Annotated in this window: 17 protein-coding genes and 1 pseudogene; 1 reads left to right on the top strand and 17 read right to left on the bottom strand. The window is 70.7% G+C overall.

Annotation, left to right across the window (positions count from 1 at the left end; all coding sequences use genetic code 11):
* Nucleotides 1–58 precede the first annotated feature (58 nt).
* The 12 genes and pseudogenes from AWC25_RS09765 to AWC25_RS09710 all read right to left on the bottom strand — a co-directional run bounded on the left by AWC25_RS09765 (nt 59) and on the right by AWC25_RS09710 (nt 14,895).
* Complete coding sequence (locus AWC25_RS09765) at nt 59–835, bottom strand: YggS family pyridoxal phosphate-dependent enzyme (RefSeq protein ID WP_069400450.1); 777 nt, start codon at nt 833–835, stop codon at nt 59–61.
* A 5-nt stretch (nt 836–840) separates the two neighbouring features.
* A complete protein-coding gene (gene pgeF, locus AWC25_RS09760) occupies nt 841–1,548 on the bottom strand; it encodes a peptidoglycan editing factor PgeF (RefSeq protein ID WP_085166706.1) in 708 nt (235 codons plus the stop codon).
* Nucleotides 1,549–1,628: 80 nt separating this feature from the next.
* A complete protein-coding gene (gene ftsZ, locus AWC25_RS09755) occupies nt 1,629–2,789 on the bottom strand; it encodes a cell division protein FtsZ (RefSeq protein WP_069400479.1) in 1,161 nt (386 codons plus the stop codon).
* Nucleotides 2,790–3,008: 219 nt separating this feature from the next.
* Nucleotides 3,009–3,920: a cell division protein FtsQ gene (ftsQ, locus tag AWC25_RS09750; protein ID WP_085166705.1), complete on the bottom strand. Its 912-nt coding sequence runs from the start codon at nt 3,918–3,920 to the stop codon at nt 3,009–3,011.
* Nucleotides 3,917–5,350 (bottom strand): UDP-N-acetylmuramate--L-alanine ligase, encoded by a 1,434-nt coding sequence (gene murC / locus AWC25_RS09745; protein ID WP_069400480.1) that lies wholly within the window; start codon nt 5,348–5,350, stop codon nt 3,917–3,919. Before murC ends, ftsQ begins: the two co-directional genes overlap by 4 nt.
* A gap of 89 nt (nt 5,351–5,439) precedes the next feature.
* Nucleotides 5,440–6,672 carry an undecaprenyldiphospho-muramoylpentapeptide beta-N-acetylglucosaminyltransferase gene (gene murG / locus AWC25_RS09740; protein WP_085166704.1) on the bottom strand — a complete coding sequence of 411 codons (1,233 nt, stop codon included), beginning with the start codon at nt 6,670–6,672 and terminating at the stop codon, nt 5,440–5,442.
* Nucleotides 6,669–8,256: pseudogene (gene ftsW, locus AWC25_RS09735) on the bottom strand (putative lipid II flippase FtsW); the annotation flags it as partial. The gene murG and the pseudogene ftsW, both read right to left, overlap by 4 nt.
* Before the next feature lie 280 nt (nt 8,257–8,536).
* Nucleotides 8,537–9,976, bottom strand: a complete 1,440-nt coding sequence (murD, locus tag AWC25_RS09730) for a UDP-N-acetylmuramoyl-L-alanine--D-glutamate ligase (protein WP_276048578.1) — start codon at nt 9,974–9,976, stop codon at nt 8,537–8,539.
* Between the two features lie 19 nt (nt 9,977–9,995).
* Nucleotides 9,996–11,075 carry a phospho-N-acetylmuramoyl-pentapeptide-transferase gene (mraY, locus tag AWC25_RS09725; RefSeq protein WP_069400453.1) on the bottom strand — a complete coding sequence of 360 codons (1,080 nt, stop codon included), beginning with the start codon at nt 11,073–11,075 and terminating at the stop codon, nt 9,996–9,998.
* Nucleotides 11,072–12,655 (bottom strand): UDP-N-acetylmuramoyl-tripeptide--D-alanyl-D-alanine ligase, encoded by a 1,584-nt coding sequence (locus AWC25_RS09720; RefSeq protein WP_085166703.1) that lies wholly within the window; start codon nt 12,653–12,655, stop codon nt 11,072–11,074. Before AWC25_RS09720 ends, mraY begins: the two co-directional genes overlap by 4 nt.
* A complete protein-coding gene (locus tag AWC25_RS09715; RefSeq protein ID WP_085166702.1) occupies nt 12,652–14,229 on the bottom strand; it encodes a UDP-N-acetylmuramoyl-L-alanyl-D-glutamate--2,6-diaminopimelate ligase in 1,578 nt (525 codons plus the stop codon). The genes AWC25_RS09720 and AWC25_RS09715 overlap by 4 nt, the downstream gene beginning before the upstream one ends.
* A 60-nt stretch (nt 14,230–14,289) precedes the next feature.
* Nucleotides 14,290–14,895 carry a TetR/AcrR family transcriptional regulator gene (locus AWC25_RS09710; protein ID WP_211281035.1) on the bottom strand — a complete coding sequence of 202 codons (606 nt, stop codon included), beginning with the start codon at nt 14,893–14,895 and terminating at the stop codon, nt 14,290–14,292.
* Between the two features lie 63 nt (nt 14,896–14,958).
* Here AWC25_RS09710 and AWC25_RS09705 point away from each other — a divergent pair, with 63 nt between their 5' ends.
* Nucleotides 14,959–16,080: an FAD-dependent monooxygenase gene (locus AWC25_RS09705; RefSeq protein ID WP_142278771.1), complete on the top strand. Its 1,122-nt coding sequence runs from the start codon at nt 14,959–14,961 to the stop codon at nt 16,078–16,080.
* Here the strand turns inward: AWC25_RS09705 and AWC25_RS09700 are convergent.
* The 5 genes from AWC25_RS09700 to mraZ form a co-directional block, all read right to left on the bottom strand.
* Nucleotides 16,072–16,800 carry a sulfite exporter TauE/SafE family protein gene (locus tag AWC25_RS09700; protein ID WP_085166699.1) on the bottom strand — a complete coding sequence of 243 codons (729 nt, stop codon included), beginning with the start codon at nt 16,798–16,800 and terminating at the stop codon, nt 16,072–16,074. The genes AWC25_RS09705 and AWC25_RS09700 overlap by 9 nt on opposite strands.
* 171 nt (nt 16,801–16,971) lie before the next feature.
* On the bottom strand, nt 16,972–18,849 hold the full coding sequence (locus AWC25_RS09695) for a peptidoglycan D,D-transpeptidase FtsI family protein (protein ID WP_232327013.1): 1,878 nt from the start codon (nt 18,847–18,849) through the stop codon (nt 16,972–16,974).
* Nucleotides 18,850–19,022: 173 nt separating this feature from the next.
* A complete protein-coding gene (ftsL, locus tag AWC25_RS09690; protein WP_069400460.1) occupies nt 19,023–20,276 on the bottom strand; it encodes a cell division protein FtsL in 1,254 nt (417 codons plus the stop codon).
* A complete protein-coding gene (rsmH, locus tag AWC25_RS09685) occupies nt 20,273–21,508 on the bottom strand; it encodes a 16S rRNA (cytosine(1402)-N(4))-methyltransferase RsmH (protein ID WP_142278770.1) in 1,236 nt (411 codons plus the stop codon). Before rsmH ends, ftsL begins: the two co-directional genes overlap by 4 nt.
* Nucleotides 21,483–21,914 carry a division/cell wall cluster transcriptional repressor MraZ gene (gene mraZ, locus AWC25_RS09680; protein ID WP_044506536.1) on the bottom strand — a complete coding sequence of 144 codons (432 nt, stop codon included), beginning with the start codon at nt 21,912–21,914 and terminating at the stop codon, nt 21,483–21,485. Before mraZ ends, rsmH begins: the two co-directional genes overlap by 26 nt.
* Nucleotides 21,915–22,168: the final 254 nt, after the last annotated feature.

Here is a 22,168-nt window from a genome sequence, read left to right as displayed (position 1 = left end):
CCCTTCTAGCCCCTGGGATTTCTGTTGTCTGTGATGAAGGTGTGACTACAGTGACTACTCACGGTGACGGTAGCTGGCGCGGGCCCATAAGCGCGGTACCGACACGCACACACGTCGAACCGTGTTTGACCGCAATTTCGAAGTCGTTCGACATTCCGGCAGACAGCCCCACGGCGTTCGGGTGCGCTTCCAGGACCCGGCCGTGCACGGCTTGCAGCCGCTCGAAGGCCGCTTCGGGGTCGGCGTCCAGCGGCGGAATACCCATCAGCCCCACCAGCTGAAGGCTTGATGCCGCCTCGACCTGGGCGCACACCTCTTCGAGGGCGCCCGGGGCGGCCGGATCCACACCGCCGCGCGAGGCGTCCCCGTCCAGGCTGACCTGAACGTAGACGCGCAGCGGCTGCTGCCGCCTGCCCTCGGCCAACGCCGCGGCGACCGCCCGGTCCAGCGCGCTCGCCAACGGCACGTTGTCGACCGAATGAGCGGTGTGCGCCCAGCGCGCCAACGACCGAGCCTTGTTGCGCTGAATCCGGCCGACCATGTGCCAGTGCAACTCCCGCGAAGCACCGGAAGACTGCATCAAGCACGTGACTTCGGCCACCTTTGCCGACGCTTCTTGTTCGCGCGATTCACCGACCGAACGACAACCCAATCGAGACAAAATCGCGACATCGCTAGCCGGAAAGAATTTGGTAATAGGGAGAAGTTCAATTTCACCGACATTGCGTCCCGCGGCTTCCGCAGCCATCGCCAGTCGGGAACGCACGGCCGCCAACGCATGAGTCAATTCAGTTTCGCGGTTGCCCGCCCTGGAGTCCGCCGGGCCAACAGCCATGGCATTCACTCCATCCAGATCAACGACGCCAGCCGCCCGGTCGGCGCGCCCCGACGGTGACTGAACAACGCGGGGTCGGCCAGCGTGCAACGTGGGTCGATGTCGATCGACTCGACGCCCAAATTTCTTAGTTGGCAAGCGATTCCGGTCCGAAGGTCGAGACCGGCAGTGCCGCGACCGGTGCTGGTACGACTACCCGGCAACGCCGCCTCCACCTCGTCGGCCATCGCCGCGGGCACCTCGTAGTTGCGTCCGCTCACCGCGGGGCCGAGCAGCGCCGAGATGTCGGCGGGCTGCGCACCCAGCTTCAGCATCGCCTCGACCGTGCGCACCACCACGCCCCGCTGCGCGCCGACCCGCCCGGCGTGCACCGCCGCCACCACCCCGGCGCGCGCGTCGCCCAGCAGCACCGGCACACAGTCGGCCGTCACGACGGCCAGCGCCAGTCGCGGGGTACGGCTCACCAACGCGTCGGTGTCGTCGAAGGCGGTCTTTCGTGGCCCTTCGACGACCTCGACCCGGTCGCCGTGCACCTGGTTCATCCACACCACCCGGTCGGCGCCCAAACCGATGGCGCGGGCCAGCCGGGTCCGGTTGGCGGCCACCGCCGCCGGGTCGTCGCCGACATGGTCACCCAAGTTGAAGGTGTCGAATGGTGGTTTGGACACGCCGCCCGCCCGGGTGGTCGTGACTCGCCGGATGCGAACGCTCACAGGACCAGTATCCGGATTCCTTTGTCGAACAACCGTCCCCGCCGAATGGGCGGGGACGGCAGCCGCGGGCATGTCCGTTCTCAGCGACGCATGAACGGCGGCACGTCCACGTCGTCGTCGTCGCCGCCGATACTGAGCGTCGCACCGTTGGTGTGCACCGGGACGCTGACGGCGTCGACGGGCTCGAACAGCGTCGAAGTGAGCTTGCCCGCCTTTGCCGATTCGATGCGGTGCGCACCCCCGGTCTTCTCAGCCTTCTCGGCCGGACCGCCGATGACGGGTTTGCGGCCGGGCCCGGCGGCGTCGAAGCCCGCCGCGATGACGGTGACCCGCACCTCATCGCCCAGCGAGTCGTCGATCACGGTGCCGAAGATGATGTTGGCGTCCTGGTGGGCGGCGTCCTGCACCAACGAAGCCGCCTCGTTGATCTCGAACAGGCCCAGGTCGCTGCCGCCGGCAATCGACATCAGCACGCCCTGGGCGCCCTCCATCGACGCCTCCAGCAGCGGCGAGTTGATCGCGATCTCGGCGGCCTTGAGCGACCGGCCCTCGCCGCGCGCCGAGCCGATGCCCATCAGCGCGGTGCCCGCGCCGGACATGATGCCCTTGACGTCGGCGAAGTCGACGTTGATCAGACCCGGCGTGGTGATCAGGTCGGTGATGCCCTGGACACCGTTGAGCAGCACCTCGTCGGCGCTGCGGAACGCGTCCATCAGCGACACCGCGGCGTCACCCATCTGCAGCAGCCGGTCGTTGGGGATCACTATCAGCGTGTCGCAGCTCTCGCGCAGGGCGTTGATGCCGTTCTCGGCCTGGTTGCTGCGGCGCTTGCCCTCGAAGGAGAACGGCCGGGTGACCACGCCGACGGTCAGCGCGCCCAGCTTGCGGGCGATGCTGGCCACCACGGGCGCTCCGCCGGTGCCGGTTCCGCCACCTTCTCCGGCGGTGACGAACACCATGTCCGCGCCGCGCAGCAGCTCTTCGATCTCGTCCTTGGCGTCCTCGGCGGCCTTGCGTCCGACCTCGGGGTCGGCGCCGGCGCCCAATCCTCGGGTGGAGTCGCGGCCGACGTCGAGCTTGACGTCGGCATCGCTCATCAACAATGCCTGGGCATCGGTGTTGATCGCGATGAACTCCACGCCCTTGAGGCCCTGCTCGATCATCCGGTTGACGGCGTTGACGCCGCCACCACCGATACCCACAACCTTGATGACGGCCAGGTAGTTATGCGGGGGGGTCATCATCTCGTCTTCCTCCCTGGTGGGGATTCGGTTTTTCCGGGCTTTGCGGTTCTCCTGGCAAACTCTCAACCTCAACCATAGAGTTAGAGTTATGTCAAGTAGTTCCGTGCAACCAGAACGGTATGGGTACGACGCGCGCTATCCCTGCAGGCGCGCCGACGCACGGCGCGCAAATTTTCCGCAATTTTGCACACGTGAGCTCGGTCGCAGCGCGTGGCGCTACTTCACCGTGGGCAGATCGGGGCTCGACACGTCGTAGGTCTTGCCCGGCTGGGTGAGCAGCGCGGCCAGCTTCTCGGCCTTCTCGTCCGTGCGGTCCGTGGTCCCCCAGATCACCACCCGCCCGTCGCCGAGGGTCAGCGTGATCGAGGCCAACGACGGCGCCGCGATCCGGCTGACCTGCCCGGCAACCTCGGGGCGCAACGCCAACAGCACCTGCAGCGCGGCCTTGGTCGTCGGATCGGCCGGGCCGGGATTGGCGACGTCGATATAGGGCAGCGCCGGCGGTGGCGGGCCGGTCGCGAAGTCCACGCCGTCCCGGTCGAACAGGTGCGGGCCGTCGGCAAAGTCCTTGACCACCACGGGAACTCGCTCGACGATGGTGATCCGCAGCGCCGACGGGTACTGGCGTTGCACGCGGGCGCTGGCCACCCGGCGGATCGCGGCGATCCGGTCGGCCACCTGGTTGGTATTGATCTGCAGCAGCGGCGTACCGACCCGGACCCGGGCGGCGTCGAGCACCTCTTCGCGCGACACCGCGCCGGTACCGACGACGACGATGTCGCGCGCCGACATCACCGGGGTGAAGTAGAGGATCAGCGCCAGCCCGATCCCCACGATGACCAGCAGCACCGTCGCGAGCAACATCTTCAGGCCGCGAACCACGCCGCGCGCAGGCCTTTTCGGCTCGGGCGCGCCGAGGCGCCCGCTGGCCCGGCGCTTGGCCTCACGGCGCGCCTCCTCGATGGCGGTGGCACGGGCCTGGGCGGCGCGACGCTCGGCGCGCTCCCGGCGGGCGCGCCGGCGCGGGCCCTCGAAGTCGACCGGCTCCGGTGCCGGATCTTGCTGGGCGGCAATCGGTTCGGTGACCGCGGTGTCGGCGTCGGGCTGCGCGACGTTCGGATCGGTCATCGCAACACCCCGGGCTGCCCGGGCGCGCCGCGGTTGGCCCGCGCCCGCAACGCGTCGACGATCTCCGGCCCCAGCAGGGTCACGTCGCCGGCGCCCATCGTCACGATGACGTCACCGGGTCCCGCGGCGGCGGCCACCTGCTCGGCGACGCTGGACAGGTTCGGCAGGTAGCTGACCGGCACGCTGACGTGCTCGGCGACGATCGCCCCGCTCACCCCGGCCAGCGGCTGTTCACGGGCCCCGTACACGTCGAGCACGAACACCTCGTCGGCGTTGTCCAGGGCGTGACCGAATTCCGCCGCGAAAGCCTTTGTCCGCGAATACAAGTGGGGCTGGAAGACGACCAGCGCCCGGCCGTCGCCACCCTGCTCGAGAACCGCCCGGACCGCCGACAGCGTCGCGGCGATCTCCGTCGGATGATGGGCGTAGTCGTCGAACACCCGCACCGAACCCACCGTGTCGACCAGTTCGAAACGGCGGCGCACGCCCTCGAAGCCGGCCAGGCCGTCGAGCACCTGCTCCACCGGGGCGCCCACCTGGACCGCAGCTAACAGGGCGCCCAGCGCGTTGAGCGCCATGTGCCGCCCCGGCACCGACAGTCGCATCGAGCGCACCGTCGCCGGGGCGGGATCAGAGCTCACCCGGATGGTCGCGACACCCCCGGTGCCCTGCTGCTCCCACGACAGCAGGGTGGCGGCCAGATCCGAATCCCCTTGCGGCGCAGAGCCGTAACGCAACACCCGAATGCCCAACTCGCTGCTGCGCCGGGCCAGCGCCGCCGCGCCGGGGTCGTCGGTGCACACCACCAGCGCCCCGCCCGGGGCCAGCCGCTCGACGAACGCATCGAAGACCGCGACGTAGGCGTCGTCGCTGCCGTAGAAATCCAGGTGATCGGCCTCGATGTTGGTGACCACCGCGACGTCGGGCGTGTACTCCAGCAGCGACCCGTCGCTTTCGTCGGCCTCGGCCACGAAGCAGTCACCGCTACCGTGATGCGCGTTGGTGCCGGCCTCACCGAGATCGCCGCCCACCGCGAACGACGGGTCGCGCCCACACTGTTGCAGCGCCACGATCAGCATCGACGTCGTGGTCGTCTTGCCGTGGGTACCGGTCACCATCAGCGTGGTGCGTCCGTGCATCAGCATGGCCAGCACGGCCGGGCGCAACAGCACCGGAATGCCGCGCCGTCGGGCCTCGACCAGCTCCGGGTTGGTCTTCGGGATGGCCGCGTGGGTGGTGACCACGGCAGTCGCGCCGCCCGGCAGCAGATCCAGCGCCGACGCGTCGTGGCCGATGCGAATCAGCGCGCCCCGGGCCCGCAGCGCGTGCACGCCGCGGGATTCCTTGGCGTCCGACCCGGATACCTGCACACCACGATCCAGCAGGATGCGGGCGACGCCCGACATGCCGGCTCCGCCGATGCCGACCATGTGCACCCGGTGCAGCTCGGGGGGCAGCTCGGGCGGCTGGTCAGGCGGCTCGTCGGGTGGCCGGTTAGGCGGCTGGCTGCCGGCGAACGTCACCGCGGCCCCCTGGCGGCAGGCCCCCCATCACGTGCGTGGCGGGCCAGGTCCAGCGCCGCCTGCGCCACCTGCCGCGCCGCGTCGCGATGGCCCACCCGCGCGGCGGCCGCGGTCATCGCCGCCAGCCGCGGCGCGTCGCCCAGCAGGCCGGTGACCTCGCGGGCCACCAGATCCGGCGTCAGCACGCCGTCGGGGATGACCAGGCCGCCCCCGGCGTGCACCACCGGCAGCGCGTTGAGGCGCTGCTCGCCGTTGCCGATCGGCAGCGGAACGTAGATCGCCGGCAGCCCGACGGCCGACACCTCGGCGACCGTCATCGCCCCAGAGCGGCAGATGACCAGGTCGGCCGCGGCGTAGGCCAGGTCCATCCGGTCGAGGTAGGGAACGGCCCGGTAGGGCGGGTCGCCGTCGGCGGGCTCGCGCAGGTCGAGGGTGTTTTTCGGGCCGTGCGCGTGCAGCACCGACACGCCCGCGGCGGCCAGCTGCGCGGCGGCGCCCGACACCGCGCGGTTGAGCGACACCGCACCCTGGGAACCGCCGAACACCAGCAACACCCGCGCGTCGTCGGCGAACCCGAAGTGCCGGCGCGCCTCGGCGCGCAGCGCCGCGCGGTCCAACGTCGTGATCGCCGCCCGCACCGGCACCCCCACCACCTCGGCGCCGCGCAGCCCGGAATCCGGCACCGCGGACAGCACCCGGTCCGCGGTGCGGGCGCCGACCCGGTTGGCCAGCCCGGCGCGGGCGTTGGCCTCGTGGATCAGCACCGGGATGCGCCGCCGGCGCCCGGCCGGCAGTCCGCGCGCGGCCAGGTAGGCGGGTAGGGCAACGTAGCCGCCGAAGCCGATCACCACGTCGGCGCCGACGTCGTCGAGCACCGCGCGGGTCTCCCGCACCGCGCGCCACACCCGCGGCGGCAACCGGGCCAGGTCGCCGCTCGGCTTGCGCGGCAACGGCACCGGCGTGATCAGCTCGAGGTGGTAGCCGCGCTCGGGCACCAGCCGCGTCTCGAGCCCGCGCGCCGTGCCCAGCGCGGTGATCCGGACGCGCGGGTCGAGTGCTTTGAGCGCGTCGGCGACGGCCATCGCGGGCTCCACATGGCCGGCGGTGCCGCCGCCGGCCAGCACGACCGACACGGCCCCGTCGACCGGTGCCGGGACCGGTGATGCGGCACCGGCGGGCGAGGGACTGCCCCCCTGCCCGCCGGCCGACTCCTTGATCTGGTGGTTCACCCGTAACGCTGACCTTCCAATGCGCGAGCGCGCCGTGCCTGACGCTGACCGGCTGATGGGCTGGCCGGTTGGCCGGCATGGCGCTGGCCAGATCCATGATGCCTTGACCGCGGCTCCCCGCGGGCAGGTGTCCGCCCGAACGCCGGGCGCGGGGGCGGCTCGGCGGCGCGCCCACCCCGGCGGGCGGTCGGCTCAGTGACCCGGGCGGGTGCCCGGCGGGCGCGTCCCGGGCCGGGCGGCCGCGGCGCGGGCGGACGCGATTGCCGGCGGCCGCGGAAGGTCTCGATGCGGCTGGGCACATACGGCTCCGGCGGTGGCAGCCGCAGCAGCCGGTTGACCTTGTCGTCTCGCCCGGCGCGCAGCGCCGCCACCGCCTCCGGCTCGTGCCGGGCCGCGTTGCACATGATGCCGATCATGAAAAGCGTTGCAGCCGTTGATGTTCCACCAGCAGATATCAACGGCAGCTGTAGGCCGGTGACCGGAAGTACGCCGATGACGTAGCCGATGTTGATGAAGGCCTGCCCGAGGATCCACATCGTCGTGGTGGCCGTCAGCAGGCGCAGGAACGGGTCGGCGGAACGGCGCGCGATGCGCATTCCGGTGTAAGCGAACAGGGCGAACAGCGCCAGCAGCCCGAACGCTCCGATGAAGCCGAGTTCCTCGCCGATGATGGCGAAGATGAAGTCGTTGTGCGCGTTGGGCAGGTAGTTCCATTTGGCCGTGCCCTGGCCCAGGCCGTCGCCGAAGATGCCGCCGTGCGCCAGCGCGAACTTCGCCTGCCGGGCCTGGTAGCCGGTGTCCATCGGGTCGTTCTCGGGATTGATCCACGAGCGCACTCGGTCGGAGCGGTACCCGGCCGACATGGCCAGCACCGCACCGGCCATGAACACCGCGAGCAGCGACGTGCCGAACACGCGCAGCGGCAGCCCCGCGTACCAGAGCAGGGCCAGCAGGATGATGCCCATCGACACGGTCTGTCCGAGGTCGGGCTGGGCGACGATGAGCCCGAGCGCGATGACCGCCGCGGGCACCAGCGGAACCAGCATCTCGCGCAGCGAGGCCCGTTCCATGCGGCGGGACGCCAGCAGATGGGCACCCCAGATCGCGAACGCGATCTTGGCCAGCTCCGAGGGCTGCATCGAGAAACCGGCCACCACAAACCATTTGCGGGAACCGTTGGCGAGGTTGCCGATGCCCGGGACCAACACCAGCACCAACAGGATGATGGTGACCACATACCCCGAGAAGGCCACCCGGCGGATGAAACGGACCGGCAGCCGCATCGAAACGTAGGCGCCAACGACGCCGATGACCGTCCACAACACCTGCTTGGCGAAGATCACCCACGCCGAACCGTCGGCGCCGTAGGACCGCACGCCGGAGGCCGACAGCACCATGATCAGGCCCAGCGTGGTCAGCAACCCGGTGATCGCGATGATCAGGTGAAACGAGGTCATCGGCCGGCCCAGCCACGCGCCGAATCTGGCCCGCGGACTGTGCTGCGGGTCCTTGACCTGGGGTTTGACCGGCGCTTTGACCTGCGCCGCGACCGGTTCGGGGGTCGCGATCGCGTCCGTCGCGGCGTCGGTGTCCGGGTCACTAGCGTCTTCGACGTCGCTGACTTCGCTGACTTCAGCGTCTTCGCCGGCACCCGGATCTTGGGCGGCGCCTTCGGCGTCTTGGGCGGCGTCTTGGGCGGTGTCAGGGCCGTCGGCCGCGACCTCAGCGTCGACTTCAGTGGCGACCTCGGCGTCGGCCGGGGCGGCGGCATCCGTGTCCCGCGCGGCCGGCGCGGTCTCGCCTTTCTTCTTCCCCCGGCGCAGGCGCCGGGTCAGCCCGTTACCCACAGTCACGTACCGCATACCTACCGCAGCGCCGCGCGAACGGCCGCCGCGAACGCGTCACCCCTGTCCGCATAGCTGCTGAACTGGTCGAACGACGCCCCCGCGGGTGCCAGCAATACGGTGTCGCCCGGCTTTGCCAGCTCCCTGGCCGCCGCGACCGCTGCGGTCATCACGCGAACGCCGAGACTATCCCCCACACTGTCAACTTTTGTCACATCAGTATCAGCAGTCGCATGCATACCAGCATCCTCGCCTGTCACAACCTTGACGACGGGGACATCGGGCGCGTGTCGCGATAACGCCTCGGCAACCACTTGGCGATCGCGGCCGATCAGCACCGCGCCGACCAGCCGTGATGCCATCCTGGCCACCTCGGCGTCCAGCGAGGCGCCCTTGAGCAGACCGCCGGCCACCCATACCACCCGCGGGTAGGCCAGCACCGACGCCTCGGCGGCGTGCGGGTTGGTGGCCTTGGAGTCGTCGACGTAGGTGATCCCGTCGGCCACCGCGACCACCTCGCTGCGGTGCCGGCCCGGCCGAAACGTCGCGACGGCGTTTGCGATGGCGGCCGCGGGCACGTCGACGCTGCGGGCCAGCGCCGCCGCGGCCAGCGTGTCCAGCACGCCCACCGGGCCCGGCACCGGGATCGCCGCCGCCGGCAGCAGGGTCAGGTCGTCGGCGAAGGCGCGGTCGACCAGTTGCCCGTCGCGCACCCCCAGCTCCCCCGCGGCCGGTTCGCCCAGCCGGAAACCCGTCCGCACCGGCGCCGCCGCGGTGTCCAGCAGGGCCGCGGCTCGCCGGTCGTCCAATCCGACGATCGCCACCCGGCCGTTCAGCACCCGGGCCTTCGCGGCGGTGTAGTCCGCCATCGACGGGTGCCAATCCAGGTGGTCCTCGGCGATATTGAGTACCGCCCCGGCCTCGGGTCGCAGCGACGGCGCCCAGAACAGCTGAAAGCTGGACAGCTCGACGGCCAACAGGTCGGCCGGCTGATCCAGCACGTCGAGAACGGGATCGCCGATGTTGCCGCACAGCAGGCTGCGCCGGCCCCCGGCGACCAGCATGGCGTGCAGCAGGGAGGTCGTCGTGGTCTTGCCGTTGGTGCCGGTCACCACCAGCCAGCGCCGGGGCCTGCCGTAACGCCCCGCGGCGTCCAGCCGCCAGGCCAACTCGACGTCGCCCCAGATCGGCAGGCCCGCCGCGGCCGCGGCCGCCAACACCGGCGCCGACGGCTGGAAGCCGGGACTCGTGACGACCAGCGCATAGTCGGCGATCCGCTCGACGGCCGCCGCCGGGTCGACGGTGGGCACCCCGCGCTCGGCGTACGGGCGCAGCATGTCCGGGTCGTCGTCGCACAACGTGGCCGCGGCGCCGAATCGTTGCAGCGCGCCCAGAATCGCCCGGCCGGTGACCCGGGCACCGGCGATCAGGACGGGCGCACCCGCAGACAGCGGCGCCAACGGTTCGAGCCCGGGCACCTCAGGCGCCGATCGTGGCGAGCCACTCACCGTAGAACAGGGCCACGCCCAGGCCGCAGGCGATCGCGGTGAGCAGCCAGAAGCGGATGATCACCGTCGTTTCGGCCCAGCCGCTCAGCTCGAAGTGGTGATGGAACGGCGCCATCCGGAACACCCGACGCCCGGTGGTGCGGAAAGTCAGGATCTGCAGCACCACCGAGGTGACCTCGGCGACGAACAACGACCCCAGCACGACGGCGAGGATCTCGGTGCGGCTGGTGACCGACAACCCGGCGATGATGCCGCCCAGGGCCAGCGAGCCCGTGTCGCCCATGAAAATCTTGGCCGGCGCGGCGTTCCACCACAGAAAGCCGATGCAGGCGCCCGCGGTGGCGGCGGCCACGATCGCCAGATCCAGCGGGTCGCGCACGTTGTAGCAGCCCAACCCCGGCGCCGTGGCGCACGCGTTGCGGTACTGCCAGAAGGTGATCAGCACGTAGGCGCCGGTCACCATGGCCATGCAGCCGGCGGCCAGACCGTCCAGCCCGTCGGTGAAGTTGACCGCGTTGGACCAGGCGCTGACGACGATCACGCAGAACAGCACGAAAAGTCCCGGAGTCAGTGTGACGGTGGCGATTTCACGCACATATGACAAATCTGCACTGGCCGGTGTCAAGCCGTTGGCGTTGTGGAATTGCAGGACCAGCACACCGAACAACACCGCGGCCACGATCTGCCCGACCGTCTTGGCCGTCTTGTTCAGGCCCAGGTTGCGCGACCGGCGGATCTTGATCAGGTCGTCCAGGAAGCCGACGCCGCCCAGGATGGTGGCCAGGCCCAACACCAGCAGGCCCGACGCGGAGGCACCCTCGCCGTCGAAGGCCAGCCCGGCCAGGTGGGTGCCCAGGTAGCCGGCCCAGATGCCGGCCAGGATCGCCACCCCGCCCATCGACGGGGTACCGCGCTTGGTGTGATGGCTGGGCGGGCCGTCCTCGCGGATCTGATGGCCGAAGCCCTGCTTGGTGAACAGCCGGATCAGCGCCGGGGTCAGCAAAATCGACACGGTCAGGGCGATCGCGACGGCAACCAGAATCTGCCTCACGGGCGAGCCCCGCCCCCGGAGTCGGCCTCAGCGGAAGTATCAGCCGGCGCATCGGCGAGCGCCTCGGCCAGGACAACGAGCCCGGCGGAGTTCGACGCCTTCACCAAGACCACGTCACCGGGTCGCAGTTCGGCCCGCAACAGGTCCAGCGCCGCGTCGGCGTCGGGCACGTGTACAGCCCCCCGCTCGCCGGAAGCGCCCCACGAGCCCCATGCCCCTTCGAGGACCGCAGCATGGTGCATCGCGGTTACCGACCTCCCCGTTCCGACGACAACAAGTCGAGACACATCTAAGCGCACCGCCAGCCGGCCAATGCGATCGTGCTCGGTTATCGCATCGGGGCCGAGCTCGGCCATCTCGCCGAGCACCGCCCAGCTGCGCCGCGACGGCGCGCCGGGTGCCGACCCGCCAGAGGCGATCCAGGCCAGCGCCTGCAGTCCGGCGCGCATCGAATCCGGGTTGGCGTTGTAGGCGTCGTCGATCACGGTGACCCCGTCGGCGCGGGTCCGCACGTGCATCCGGTGCCGCGACACCGGCTCGCCCGCCGCCAGCGACGCCGCGATCTGCTCGAGACCGGCGCCGCATCGCAGGGCCACCGCGGCGGCACACAGCGCGTTGGTGACCTGGTGTTCGCCGGACACCCCGAGTCGCACCTCGGTCTGCACGGCGCCTCGCGCGTCCATCGCGTGCAGGGTAAAGCGCGGCCTGGCCAACTCGTCCAACGACACGCCTTCGACCCAGACGTCGCTGCGGCCCGAGTCGGTGTGGCTGGCGCGGCTGACCCGCACCAGCTGGGCCGAGGTGAGCTGGGCCATGGCGGCCACGGCGGGGTCGTCGACGTTGAGAATCACCGCGCCGGTCGACGGAATAGCTTGCGGCAGTTCGGATTTCGTCTTCGCTATCGCCTCGCGTGAGCCGAACTCGCCCAGATGCGCGGTGCCCACGTTGAGCACCACGCCGATCGCGGGCGGGGCGATGTGCGCCAGCGCGGCGATGTTGCCGGGATGACGCGCCGACAGCTCCAGGACGAGGTAATCGGTCTCGCGCGTCGCCCGCAACACCGTCCAGGGATGGCCGAGCTCGTTGTTGAACGATCCCGGCGGCGCCACCACGTTCCCCAGCGGCGCGAGCACGGCGGCCACCAGGTCTTTCGTCGAGGTCTTGCCCGACGAGCCGGTGATCCCGACGATGGTCAGCCCGCCGGCGACCAACTCCCGCGCCACCGCCGCGGCCAGCTTCGACAGCGCAGCCAACACCGCGGCGCCCGAGCCGTCGACGTCGTGCTCGAGCACGCCGGCGCGCGATTTAGACGCCCCCCGCGGGGCCACCACGATGGCGGGCACCCCGACCGGCCGGGCCGCCAGCACCGCCACCGCACCGGCGGCCACCGCCGCGGCGGCGTGGTCGTGTCCGTCCGAACGGGCGCCGGGCAGCGCCAAAAACAGCCCACCGGGACCGACCGCGCGCGAGTCGAATTCGACGGTCCCGGTGACGCGCAGTTCGGCGGCCCGCTCCGCGGAGACGTCGGCCAGTGTGCCGCCGACGAGTTCGGCGACCTGCGCGACGGTCAAATCGATCACCGGCGTGCCCCGAGATCGTCGAGCGCCGCGGCCAATTCCACCCGATCGTCGAACGGGCGCAGCGCGTCACCGACGCGCTGCCCGGTCTCGTGCCCCTTGCCGGCGATCAGCACCACGTCGCCCGGACCGGCCCAGCCGACCGCGTGCCGGATCGCCTCCCGCCGGTCGCCGATCTCGATCACCTGCGCGGCGAATCCCGTTGCGCCGCGCAGGATTTCGCGCCGGATGGCGGCCGGGTCCTCGCTGCGCGGGTTGTCGTCGGTGACGACGACCAGGTCGGCCAGCTCGGCGGCGACGGCGCCCATCGGCGCCCGCTTGCCCGGGTCGCGGTCCCCGCCCGCGCCGAACACCACCGCCACGCGGCGCCCCGGCCGGGCCAGCGTGGTCAAGACCGCGCGCAGCGCGCCGGGCTTGTGCGCGTAGTCGACGAGGGCGAGGAAATCCTGGCCGCGGTCGATCTCTTCCAGCCGGCCCGGCACCCGGGTGTCCGCCAATCCGGCGGCCGCGTGTTCCGGGGACACCCCGACCGCGTCGAGAATCGCCAGTGCCACAAGGCAATTGGCGATGTTGTAGGCGCCGGTGAGCCCGATGCCGATGCGGTGCCGGCCGCCGGCCGGGTCGACGGCGGTGAACTCCTGACCGGCCGCGCCGGCCGGTGCCACGTCGATGGCGCGCCAGTGCGCCGGGTGACCGGCGGCGCTGACCGTGACCGGGTCGGCGGCCAGCGCGGCCATCGCGCGACCGGCGTCGTCGTCAACACAGACGACGGCACGACGGGCGTGCAGCGGCGAGTGCGGGTCGAACAGCAGCGCCTTGGCGTCGAAATAGTCGGCCATGGTGGGGTGAAAGTCGAGGTGGTCGCGGGACAGGTTGGTGAATGCGCCAACCGCGAAGCCGGTGCCGTCGACCCGGCCCAGGGCCAAAGCGTGGCTGGAGACCTCCATGACGACGGTGTCCACCCCGCGCTCGGCCATGGCGGCCAGCAGGGCCTGCAATGCGGGCGCCTCGGGCGTGGTCAGGGCGCTGGGGATGTCGGTGCCGTCGATGCGAATGCCGATGGTGCCGATCAGCCCGGCGGTGCGGCCGGCGGCCCGCAAGCCGGCCTCGACCAGATAGGTCGTGGTGGTCTTGCCGGACGTGCCGGTGATGCCGATCACCGCGGTCCGCGCTGACGGGTTCCCGTACACCGTCGCCGCAAGCTCGCCCAGCACGGTGCGCGGGGACGGGTGCACCAGCGTAGGCACCGCCGCGGCGCCGAAGATCTCGCGCATCTCGGCCACCCCGGCCGCGTCGGTGAGCACCGCGGCGGCGCCGCGTTGGACCGCCTCGGCGGCGTAGCGGGCGCCGTGGGTGGCCGAGCCGGGCAGCGCGGCGAACAGGTCACCGGGCCGCACGTCCTGGGCGCGCAGCGTCACGCCGGTGACGGCGAGGTCTGCAACCGCGGCCGCTCCGTCGCTCGGCACCGCGCCGACCCGAGCCGCCAGGGCGGGCAGCCGCACGCCGGCCACCCCGTTCGGCCGCAGCGCCATCGGCACCGACACTGAGCACCACCTCCGTCCGCCATGATCGGCCATGACACCCTACCGAGGGGGAGCCGGCACCGTGCTCGTCGTCCCGCGCCCGGACGGGGCGCGTTACCGCTCCTTACGCGACTCGAGCAGAGGCAAAAAGATGGTGTCGACGATCTCCTCGATCGCCTCGTCGGACAGCGGCCGCAGCGTCATGAGGATCTCATACCGGAACAACTCCACCGGTAGGCGCGCGATCCGGTCGGTGACCTGTTGCGGCCGGATTTCGCCGCGGTCGATGGCGCGCTGGATGATTTGTTCGAGGACGGCGTCGCGGTCGCCCAGGACGAACGCCCTGAGGTCGGCCAGGCTGCGGCCGGTCTGCTGGTAGAAACCGCCCAGCCGGGTCATCAGCGCAGTCGCCAACCCCACCCGGAGCTTGTTGGCCTGCCGGAGCAGCTCGACGACGTCGCCGCGAAGACTGCCGGTATCGGGCATGACCACGGCATCCTTGCCCACCTCGTGCGCCAGCGTGGCGAGCACCAGCTCCTGCTTGTTGGGCCAGCGGCGATAGAGCACCGCGCGACTCGTGCCGGCGCGCACAGCGACCGCATCGATCGTCAGGTCGTCGTAACCGCGCTCGGTCAGCTCCAGCCAGGCGGCATCCAGCAACGCCTCTTCCAAGGCGGCGCCCCGGCGACGTTGCGGGCCGCCCGTCGAATTAAGAGACATTGCGTTTCCTAGCGCTCGCGCTTAGGGTCATAGGATACAAAACGTATCTAATAGCCGGAAGGGGTGGCTCCGATGCGCATTCTCGTCTCCGGCGCCGGAATCGCGGGCCTGAGCGCGGCGATCGACCTGGGCGCCGACGGTCACGACGTCACCATCGTCGAGCGCGCCAACCATCTGCGGGTCAACGGCTCCCCCATCGACATTCGGGGCGAGGTCGCCATCGGCGTCGCCGAGCGGATGGGTGTGCTCGCCGAGATCGTCGACCACCGGGTGGACATGACCGAACGCGTGCAGTTCGTCGATTGGACCGGCACGGTCGTGGCCGAACCGCCGCTCCAGCAGATCAATGACTCGGTCGACGACATCGAAATCCCGCGCGAGGACCTCACCCGCATCCTTTACGAGCATCTCGGGTCGTCGACGCGGCTGCGTTTCGAGCAGTCCGTCGCCGCGCTCGACGACTTCGGCGCCGGGGTCGACGTCGTGTTCGCCTCGGGTGAGCGTGACCGTTACGACCTGGTCGTCGGCGCCGACGGGATGCACTCCGCGGTCCGCCGCCTCACCTTCGGCCCCGAACCGCAGTTCCTGCGCCATCTCGGCTTCTACGTCGCGCTGGCCGCCCTGCCCGATTATGCGCCGCAGGGCCGCACCAACCCGATGTACAACTTCCCCGGGCACCTCGCCGGCATCGCCGCCTACAACGATAAGGCGTTGGCCGTCTTCATGTTTCGGTCCACTTGGATCGACTACGACTACCACGACCTGAACGCCCAGCAGCGGATCCTCGCCAATGCGTTCGCTGGCCATGACCGGTGGCGGGTCCCGGAGCTGATCGAGGCGGCGACCCGCGACCCCGAACTGTATTTCGACTCGGTCAGCCAGATCGACATGCCCGCCTGGCATCGCGGCCGGGTGGTGCTGGTCGGTGACGCCGCGCACTGCGCGTCCAACCTCTCGGGCCGCGGCACCAGCCTCGCCCTGACCGGCACCTGGTTTTTGGCCCGGGCGCTGCGCGACAACCCCGGCGACCTGGACCGGGCATGGCAGCAATACGAGCGCGATCAGCGTCCGCACGTCATCCGCTGCCAGGCCACCGCGGCGCCGGGCGGCGACCGCTTGGTGCCGGCCACCCAGGACGAAATCGAGGCCCGCAACCGCGATTTCGCCGCCGCGTCGTCAGGTTGACCAGGTCGCCACCGCCATGCCGGCGGCGGCGGTGAGCAGGACCAGGTCGATCAACAACGCGTAGGTGTGCGGTTGCACGCGCCGCACCAGCCGGCGGGCCAGGAACGGGCCGATCATCAAGGCCGCGCCGATGGCCAGCCCGCGCACCACGACGGTGCCGGTGAGCGCACCCAACTGACCGAAGGTGGCCATCTTGCCCAGGTAGAGCAGCAGCGCGCTGGCCGCCTCGCAGCCAAGGAACGCCCCGCCGGAAAGGCCGTAACCGGTGAACACCGGGACGCTCAGCGGGCCGGTCGACAGGATCATCCCGGTGAGAAAGCCGATGACCACGCCCGCCACGCTCAGCTGCCACAGCCGCACCCGCCACCGCCGGGCCGCCACGATCCTTCGCACCGGCACCATGGCGAGAAAGAACGCGGCGAGCACGCCGTCGACCACGGTCTGCGAGATCGTCAGCAGGGTGTTCGCACCGACGACGGCCGCGGGCATGCCCGGCACGGCGTAGGCGAGTACGGGACGCCACCGAATCTGCCGCCACCAGGCGGCAACCCGGCCCACATTGGCCATCACCGCCGCGATGCCCATCACCGGCACGGCGACCCGTGGGCCGTACATGCTGACCAGGATCGGCAACAGCACCAGCGACGATCCGGTGCCGACCAGACCACCAAGAGCGCCGGCGGCCAATGCAACGAGGAACAGAACGGCTGTCGCAAGCATGACGGACCTTCTCGGCGACGCGCGGCGCGCCACCGGAGATCCTCCAGGCTTTTGTCCGTTCAGATGACCGCGGCCGTTCGGAAGCCGCGGTGGCGTCGCTCGGACCAGTCACGCGATCACGCCGGAACCCTAGACGCTGTCGAACCCCGACGCTAGCACCGTCGCCCGCGTTCAGGTCACCTGCAACGTCAACGGCGGCCCCGGGTCGGGGGACAGCGGCACATTCTCCCGCTGCATCAGCCAGCCGGCGATGTTGTGGAACAGCGGGGCCGCCGAGTGTCCGGGTGTGCCGTCGGCGTTGCGCTCCGGGTTGTCCATCATGATTCCGATCACGTAGCGCGGATTGTCGACGGTGGCCATCCCGGCGAAGGTGATCCAGTAGACGTCGTCGAAGTAGCAACCGCAGCCGGGGTTGATCTGCTGGGCGGTGCCGGTTTTGCCGGCCATCTGGTAGCCGGGCACCGCGGCCGCGGGCCCAGTGCCCTGCTGGTAGCCCATCGGGTCGTGTTGCACGACGGCACGCAGCATCCCCCGGACGGTCTGCGCGGTTTGCGGCGAGACGACGCGCACCCCTTCGGGGCGCGGCTCTTCGGTGCGGGTGCCGTCGGCGGCGACGGTGGCCTTGATGATGCGCGGCGGGATGCGCACCCCGTCGTTGGCGATGGCCTGGTACATGTCCGTCATCTGCAGCAACGTCATCGAAAGGCCTTGTCCGATAGGCAAGTTAGAGAAGGTGCTGCCGGACCACTGGTCGATCGGCGGCACCAGACCGGCGCTCTCACCGGGCAGCCCGACGTTGGTGCGCTGCCCCAGCCCGAATTTGCGGACCATGTCGTAAAACCGTTCCGGCCCAACGCGTTGCGCCAGCATCAGGGTGCCGACGTTGGAGGACTTCCCGAACACGCCGGTGGTGGTGTACGGCATCACGCCGTGATCCCAGGCGTCGTGCACGTTGACGCCGCCCATGTTGATCGAGCCCGGCACCTGCAGCACCTCGTCGGGATTGGACAGGCCGTATTCGATGACCGACGATGCGGTGACGATCTTGTTCACCGAACCGGGCTCGAACGGTGAGGACACCGGCAGGTTGCCCAGCTGCCGGTCACCCTGACGGCCGATGTCCTGAGACGGGTCGAAGGTGTTGTCGTTGGCCATGGCCAGCACTTCACCGGTCTTCGCGTCCAACACGACGGCCGAAACATTGTGTGCCCCAGACAGATTCTTGGCCTGCTGGACCTGCTGCTGCACGTAGAACTGGATGTCGTTGTCGATGGTGAGCTGCACGGTCGAACCGTTGACCGCCTTGTGCCGGTTGCGGTAACTGCCGGGGATGACCACGCCGTCCGAACCGCGATCGTAGGTGATCGAGCCGTCGGTGCCCGAGAGCACCGAGTCCATGCTGTCCTCGAGGCCGAGCAAGCCGTGGCCGTCCCAGTCGATGCCGCCGACGATGTTGGCCGCCAGCGATCCGCCCGGATACTGGCGCAGGTCCTGTCGCTCCGAGCCGACCTCGGGGTATTTGTCCGAGATCGCACTGGCAATGGCCGGATCGACGGCACGCGCCAAATAGACGAAGTTGTCGTCGGTTTGCAGCTTCTTGAGCACGGTCGCGTAGTCCGGCTTGTTGTTCAGCCGCGCCGCCACCTCTTTGGCGATGTCCCGCAGTCGCGCCTGCGGATCGGGAGCGTCGGGGTTCTTCTTCCTTTCGTCCTCCAGCTGCTGGCGGATTCGCTTGGGCTGAAATGTCAAAGCTCGCGATTCGATGGTGAACGCCAGCTGCTGGTTGTTGCGGTCGACGATGCTGCCGCGGATGGCCTTGGAGACGTCGGTGACCTTGAGCTGCCCGGCGGCCTGGGCGCGCAGTTTCGGCGCGTTGGTGACCTGCAGGACGAACAGCTGCGCCCCGGCCACCAGCATCATCACCAGGATGACCGTGTAGCCGACCCGATGCCGGAACAGGAACGAGGTGCTGCGCGTGGTGGCCTCGACGACCGGCCGGGTGCGTCGCGCGCGCGCCGAGTGGCCGAGTGCGGCCTCCGGCTTGCCCACCGCCCCGGACTTCTTGTCCTTACGGGAAGCCTTGGGCTGCTGGGCTTTCCGGCCTTTCCGGGCGTTCGATGCCTGCTCCGGCTTGACCGGGCGGTTCGATTGCCGGACGCCGGCGCCTCGACGCGGGCCGCCGGCCTTGCGGGGCCGGCGGCTGCGACCGTCCTCGCCGCGACTCACCGGGCACCCGGGGCCGCAACGGGACCCGCACCGGTGGGCGGCGCGACGGGGGCCGCGATGGCCGGTCCCGGCAGTCCGGGCAGGACGGGGACACCGGCCTGCGGTCCGGGAGCCGGTTGCACCGGGACCGGCACCTCCGCGGGCAACGGGGCGGGGGCCGGCGCGGGCGGCAGCCCGGCGATCGGGACCGGCACCTCGGCAGGCATCGCAGTGGCGGGGGCGGGCGTGGCCGGCATCGGTAAGCCCGGCGTCGGCAGCCCCTGCAGCGGCAGTCCCTGCGCCGGAAGGCCCTGCCCCGGAAGGCCCGGCGCCGGCAGGCCCGGCGCGGCGAGCAAGCCGGGGAACTGCCCGGCGACCGGTCCGCCCGGCGCACCCGGCACGGGCGGGGTGGCCGGCGGCAGATGCTGGCCGCCCACCGTGGTCGAGCCGTCCGGTGCACGCAACAGCGCCTCCGGCCCCGTGCTGCGGCCGGGCACCAGTGCCGCGCCCGGATCGGGTTGCACCCGCACCGGGACCTCCGGCGCCGCCGCCGGTTTCGGCGACGGTGGCCCCTCGTCGGGCAGCTTCGTGTTCAGCGGCGGCGGCGGAACACCGTCGGCCGGTTTGGGCGTGCCGACCACCACCCAGTTCCCCGCGGGGTCCTGGACCAGGTGGGCGGTGTCGCGGGTCGGGATCATGCCCTGCTTGCGGGCCGCCTCGGCCAGCGCCGGCGCGGCCTCCGCCTCGCGGACGTCGCGCTCCAGCGCCTCCTTCTGCTGTTGCAGCAGGCGGGTCTTTTCGCGGGCGGCACTCAACTGATAGGACCGCTCGGCGGAGTCGGTGGACAACCACAGCGTCAGCGCCAACCCGGCACCCAGCGCGCCGATGACCAGCACCACGAACGGAACTTTGGCCAGCAGCGTCTGCGGCCGCAGCTCGACCGAGGCCAGCCGCAACGCTAACCGCTCCGTGAGGCGTGGCCGAATAGCTTTGGGTGCCTTGGCTTTCCGGGCCTTCGCGCGCGCCTTGGCCTGCCTGCTGCTGGTCGGCCGCGCCGAGCGCTGAACGGGCCGGGCATGCGGGCTGGTCTGCGGACCGGACTTGGCCGACCGGGCCTCGCGGCCGGCCGCCGAACCCTGCGCCGGGCGGGTGCGGCGGGCCGTCGGGTCCGCCGCACCGCGCCTGCCGATACGGACCGCGCCGTCACGCCCGCCGCGGCGGTCGGTGCCGCCCCGGCGTTTCGGCGTCTCGCGCTTGGCTTTCGCTCTCATGAGTCGCCCTTCTCGGTCGCCCGCTGCGGTGGTTGTCCCTCGCGCTGCAGCCGCTGCAAGGCCCGTAGTCGCACGGCCGCACTGCGAGGGTTCCGGTCGATTTCGTCGGCGTCGGCGCGTTCGGCACCGCGGGTCAGCGTCGCGAAGCGCGGGCCGGCGCCCGGCAGCTCGACCGGCAGATCCACCGGTGTGCGCGAGGCGGTCGCGTCGGCAAAGGCGCGTTTGACGATCCGGTCTTCCAGCGACTGGTAGGACATCACCGCGATCCGCCCGCCGACCCGCAACGCGGCCAGCGCGGCCGGAACCGCGCGCCTGAGCGTGTCGAGCTCGTCGTTGACCGCGACGCGCAGCGCCTGGAACGTGCGCTTGGCCGGATGCCCCCCGGTGCGGCGGGCCGCGGCCGGGATCGCTTCGTACAGCAGCGCCACCAGCTCGGCGGTGGAGGTGAACGGGGTGTGGGCGCGGCGGCGCACGATGCGCGCGGCGATGCGGCGCGCGAAACGCTCCTCGCCGTAGCGATGCAGGATGTTCGCCAGTTCGGATTCGTCGTAGGTGTTCACGATGTCGGCGGCGGTCAGCGCGGAGGTGGGATCCATCCGCATGTCCAGCGGGGCGTCCTGCGCGTAGGCGAAGCCCCGCTCGGCCCGGTCCAGCTGCATCGAGGACACGCCCAGATCGAATAGCACACCGTCGACGGATTCGTGTGCGGCGTAACCGGATTCGGCCAAGGCGTCGGCCAGGCCGTCATAGCGCGTGTGCACCAGCGCGATGCGGTCGGCAAAGGGGGCCAGCCGGTCGCGGGCGATCTGCAGGGCGCTGGGGTCGCGGTCCAGCCCGATCAGCCGCAGCCCGGGTAATTCGGTCAGGAAGCGCTCCGCGTGCCCGCCCGCGCCGAGGGTGGCGTCGATCAGCACCGCGCCGGTTCCGTCGGGGTGCTGGCGGGTCAGCGCCGGCGTGAGCAGCTCGACGCAGCGCTGCAGCAGCACCGGCACGTGCCCGAACCCGTTCGGCCCTAGGTGATCTGGCTCGTCGGCCACCGCAACACCTCCCCGCATCTGGAGGGACTCGTCGAAACGCGGGCCGGCCCGCAGCGCTGGGGAAGGACGCGCCCCTGCACCGAGGTCCCTGTCCGAAACTACGAACCAGGCGTTGGGGAAGTACGCCAGGGTCGGTTCGGGCAGAGGCCACGATGCACGGGCATGCGCCTCAGATGATGTCGCCGAGTGCTTCATCGCTGGCCGCGGAGAAGTTCTCTTCGTGCGTTTGCTGGTAGTCCTGCCAGGCCTGGGCATCCCAAATTTCGAGGTAGTCGACCGCCCCGATAACCACGCAGTCCTTGGAGAGGTTCGCGTAGCGCCGGTGGTCGGCCGACAAGGTGATGCGCCCCTGGGCATCGGGATGCTGCTCATCGGTGCCGGCCGCCAGATTGCGCAGGAACGCCCTGGCTTCCGGGTTGCTTCGAGACGTTTTGCTCGCCCGGCGGGCCAGCTGCTCGAATTCCGCCCGCGGATAGACGGCGAGGCTGTGGTCTTGGCTTTTGGTGACCATCAACCCCCCTGCCAGCGCGTCGCGGAACTTGGCGGGCAACGTCAGTCGCCCCTTGTCGTCGAGTTTGGGCGTGTAGGTGCCGAGAAACACCAGCTCACCTCCCGTCGAGGCCGTTTCCCGGCTCGCCCAAACACTTCAGCCACCATACCCCACAATCCCCCACTTCTCCCCATAAATGAGGTGTCGCCGGGGCGTTTCGTGGACTATTTGCCACGCCGGCGCGAGCGAAGAGGCCGCGCGCGTGTGCAACGGCGCGCCACCCGATCCGACTCGGTTGCCAAAACCGCACGTCAGACCGCGTGACGCCCGAGGTGGGGGAAGGTGGGGCCTTCGGGGGGCCCGGT

The organism is Mycobacterium sherrisii, from assembly GCF_002102355.1.
GTDB lineage: Bacteria > Actinomycetota > Actinomycetes > Mycobacteriales > Mycobacteriaceae > Mycobacterium > Mycobacterium sherrisii.
Note: the sequence above shows the minus strand (reverse complement) of the source record. Positions and strands in the feature narration are given on the sequence as shown.